This is a genomic window from Streptomyces sp. NPDC004721, from assembly GCF_053601495.1.
In genome coordinates, this window is the sequence record NZ_JBSGBZ010000140.1 from 1 (window position 1) to 3,361 (window position 3,361).

The 3,361-nt window shown below is 67.9% G+C and carries 4 protein-coding genes and 4 pseudogenes; 4 read left to right on the forward strand and 4 right to left on the reverse strand.

The annotated features are described in order from the left end of the window. A pseudogene (locus ACWEK3_RS42180) lies at nucleotides 1-182 on the reverse strand (IS982 family transposase); the annotation flags it as partial. A 351-nt stretch (nucleotides 183-533) separates the two neighbouring features. Here ACWEK3_RS42180 and ACWEK3_RS42185 point away from each other — a divergent pair. After that, nucleotides 534-614, forward strand: a pseudogene (locus ACWEK3_RS42185) (hypothetical protein); the annotation flags it as partial. A gap of 89 nt (nucleotides 615-703) precedes the next feature. Further along, nucleotides 704-1,174, forward strand: a complete 471-nt coding sequence (locus ACWEK3_RS42190) for a poly-gamma-glutamate hydrolase family protein (RefSeq protein ID WP_453252249.1) — start codon at nucleotides 704-706, stop codon at nucleotides 1,172-1,174. A gap of 592 nt (nucleotides 1,175-1,766) precedes the next feature. Here the strand turns inward: ACWEK3_RS42190 and ACWEK3_RS42195 are convergent. Continuing rightward, nucleotides 1,767-2,228: an SRPBCC family protein gene (locus tag ACWEK3_RS42195; protein WP_453252250.1), complete on the reverse strand. Its 462-nt coding sequence runs from the start codon at nucleotides 2,226-2,228 to the stop codon at nucleotides 1,767-1,769. Then, a complete protein-coding gene (locus ACWEK3_RS42200) occupies nucleotides 2,225-2,578 on the reverse strand; it encodes an ArsR/SmtB family transcription factor (RefSeq protein ID WP_453252251.1) in 354 nt (117 codons plus the stop codon). The genes ACWEK3_RS42195 and ACWEK3_RS42200 overlap by 4 nt, the downstream gene beginning before the upstream one ends. A gap of 80 nt (nucleotides 2,579-2,658) precedes the next feature. Here ACWEK3_RS42200 and ACWEK3_RS42205 point away from each other — a divergent pair, with 80 nt between their 5' ends. Continuing rightward, the gene (locus ACWEK3_RS42205; RefSeq protein ID WP_453252252.1) at nucleotides 2,659-2,847 is read left to right on the forward strand and encodes an integrase; all 189 of its coding nucleotides are present in this window, start codon (nucleotides 2,659-2,661) and stop codon (nucleotides 2,845-2,847) included. 95 nt (nucleotides 2,848-2,942) lie between these two features. On the opposite strand, the pseudogene ACWEK3_RS42210 reads toward ACWEK3_RS42205, so the two are convergent. Next, a pseudogene (locus ACWEK3_RS42210) lies at nucleotides 2,943-3,269 on the reverse strand (reverse transcriptase domain-containing protein); the annotation flags it as partial. Here ACWEK3_RS42210 and ACWEK3_RS42215 point away from each other — a divergent pair. Next, nucleotides 3,192-3,361: pseudogene (locus ACWEK3_RS42215) on the forward strand (integrase core domain-containing protein); the annotation flags it as partial. The pseudogenes ACWEK3_RS42210 and ACWEK3_RS42215 sit on opposite strands and share 78 nt — an antisense overlap.

Consider the following 3,361-nt stretch of genomic DNA (forward strand, 5'->3'; position numbering starts at 1 on the left):
TTGTGCCAGATCGCCGCGGCCAGCGCGAGGACGCGCTGGGCGACGCGGACGGCGACGCCCTCGAAGGTCCGGCCGCCGTGCTGTTCCAGGTCGAGCTGGCCCTTGAGGGTGTCTTTCACCGACTCGATCAGCTGTCGCACCGACTTCAGCAGGGACTCGCCCTTGCGGCGTTTCTCCCGCTTGAGGCCGAGGCCCCCCACTCCAGGAGTGGATCGCGTGCGGGCACTGATCCCAACCCGCACCCCGGGGGCGCCGTCACCCGACCGGGACGGTGCCCCGTCGCGTTCTCGTCATCGAGTGGCCCGGAAACCGCTGGTAGGCGGCGTGTCGCCACTGCCAGGATAGGGATCATGACAACGTCCCGGAGAACTGTTCTGACGGCCCTCGCTGCGGCTCCCGCACTGGTCGGCGCCGGCAGCAGCTTGGCGCAGGCCGCGAGCACCGGTGACACCTATCCGTCGAACACCGCGATGTACGCGGACAGCAGCCTGGTCGAGGGCACCGACTACGGCCGCCGGTACCGGCGCCACGCCATGGAGGACAACAGCCTCACCGACCGCTACGACTTCGGCAGGACGACGGTCATAGCACCGCACGGCGGCGGAATAGAGACTGGCACCTCGGAGCTGTGCCTGGCCATCGCCGGCTACCATCCGGCGGACCTGTCCGTCCCCCTGCGGGAGGGCCGGTCCACGACTACTGGATGTTCGAAGCGCTGCGCTCGTCCGACAACGGGGTCATGCACGTCACCTCGATCCACTGCGACGACACCGTCGCACGCTCGCTCTGCGCGGGCAGCCTTAATGTGCTGTCGCTGCACGGCTGCACGCCCAGCCAGGCCGGCCTGGAGGCCGGAGCGCGGGCGGTGCTGGTGGGCGGCCTCAACACCACTCTGAAGCAGTACCTGCTCGGTGCCTTCAAAACCGCCGGGATCCGGGCCGTCGACGCGGTCGGCGAGGAGGAGCTGGCCGGCGTCTCACCGCAGAACATCGTCAACCGCACCCTGCTGGGCATGGGCGCGCAGTTGGAGATCACCACCGATCTGCGCGCTGCGATGTTCGGGGTCAACACGCGGGCGGGCCGCAAGACCAGCACCACCCAGGTCTTCTGGGATTTCGTTGCCGCCGTCCGTACCGCAATCCAGCGGATGGAGGCCGAACAGCGCATCGCCTGACACAACGCCTGCCGAGCTCGACCCGTGACGCCCCGGTCTGAGAGGCAGTGCGGTTGGCCGTGCCGCTTTCCATGGGAGCCCGAACATGCGTCACGCCGGAGGGCCGGAACTCCCCCGGACGACACATCGAACAGGACTCCGACCAGCGCCGAGCTCTAACGTCGAAGTGTCCCTGCTCTGTGACAGGACGGCAGGGACTGGGCGGCCCCGTCCGCGCCCTGGTCAGGGGCCGCCCATACCTGTCGTTGTCGACCAGAACCAAATCCGAAGGCGAGGTCACCGCCCTGAGGGCTGTCTGACAAATGATCATCTGGCGTGACGCTCCTGCACCTGCTGCTGCGATCGTGCACCCGCGTGTGTTCAGCAAGCGATCGGTTGTTGGACAACGACGCCTGGACGTCGACACGCCCGGCCGGGAGCCGCCTCAGGTGTCCAACAAGGGTGTTCAACAACGGAGGGCGTCCAGGAACCCTCCGAGGCCCTTTTCATGCCGGCCGTACGACCGCACACCGCGCACGGGTTGTCCTCGCGGCAGTCGGCGGCCGAGACCAGGACGTCACTCGTCAGGGACGGCAAGGGTAGTTCGTGGTCATCACTGGTGCTCGATGCTTTGCATCAGTTCGGCGGCGAGCGCGTCAAGCCACGTGCCGGTGCCCTGCTTTCGCCAGCTTGGTTCTTCGCGGCCATCGAGGAAGGTGCCCTGCTCGGTGAGCAGCAGCCGGGTGCCCTCACCCTCAGGGCGGAACTCCACTGTCGTCAGCGACACCGTCGCAAGGTCCTGCCCCTCGGACAGAGTGGAGGTGTAGACGATCCGCTCGTCCGGGACGATGTCGCGGTACCAGGACTCGAACGACAGCACCCGACCACCGTCAGGGCTGCCGCGGTTGATCTCCCGCCCACCGACGCGGAAATCAAGCTCGTGGTCGGCGTCGGGGCCGGCGAACCAGCGGGCCTTTGCTTCGGGGTCGGCCCACGCGGCGAACACTGTGGCCGGTGAGGCCGCGTAGAGGCGTTCGAGGGTGAACGTGGCATGCGTGACAACGCGATCGGTCATGGTGTGCTCCCTTGATCTGGGCTCTCGCCCTGTCCGGTCAGGTAGTCGCCGAGGCGATCGAGGCGGTGTTCCCAGGCAGTGCGCTGCGCAGCGATCCAGTCCTCGGCCATCCGCAGAACACCCGGCTCGATGTGGCAGGTGCGTACCCTTCCGGCTTTCTCGGACCGGACCAGTCCGCACGCCTCCAGTACCTGCAGGTGCTGCATCACCGCCGGCAGCGACATGGCGAGCGGCCGGGCCAGCTCACTGACCGAGGCCGGCCCACGAATCAACCGCTCAACGATGTCCCGACGAGTCGCGTCCGCCAGCGCCTGGAACACCCGGTCCAACGAACCAGCTTGGTTAAGCATGCGCCTAACTATTCGAGGTCGGCTGCGAATAGTCAAGCATTTGGTTAACCTTTTTCGCCGAGGGAGCACCGTTCCCTCGCATGCGTCTCGTCGCGGAGCACGCGCCCGGACCTCACCACACCGCGCAGACCCGGACGCTGCACGCCTACCTTCGCTGGCGAAACGCCAATGCTCGCCACCCCGACGTCCTCGCCGTCCAACGCCGCGAGCGCGCCCGCATCCGCAGCGAGAAGGGCATCCGCTGGGGCGGACGCCCCGCTGCCGCGTGACCAGTTGTCCAGCAAGTCCGGGGCCGGTCAGGCTGGTTCGCCAGCAACGGGGAAATCGGTGAGCCCTGCGGGGTTCCCGCCCCGGTCGGGGAGGTCACCCCGCCCTCCAGGACTCCCATCCGCAGCCAGGCCCGGATCAGCTTCAGCATCGGCCGGTCCACCACGCGCCGGGACACCTGGGCCATGAGCGCGTCGTGGTCGATCGTGCCGAAGCAGTCCCTGATGTCCGCCTTGAAGACCCACTCCCGCCTCTGGTTCGCCGCGACGCGCACCGCTTCGCACGCGTCGATCGCGGACCGCTTGGGCCGGAATCCGTAGCTCGCCTCGGTGAACTGGGCCTCGCCGAGCGTTTCGGATCCCTCGAGGACGCCCGGGCGTGGTGCACCCAGTTCTTCACCTGGTACAACGAGGAACACCGGCACTCCGGGATCGGCCTGCACACCCCCTACGACGTGCACTTCGGCCTCGCCGAACAGCTCCGCGAGATGCGTGCCGACGTCCTCCAGGCCGTCTA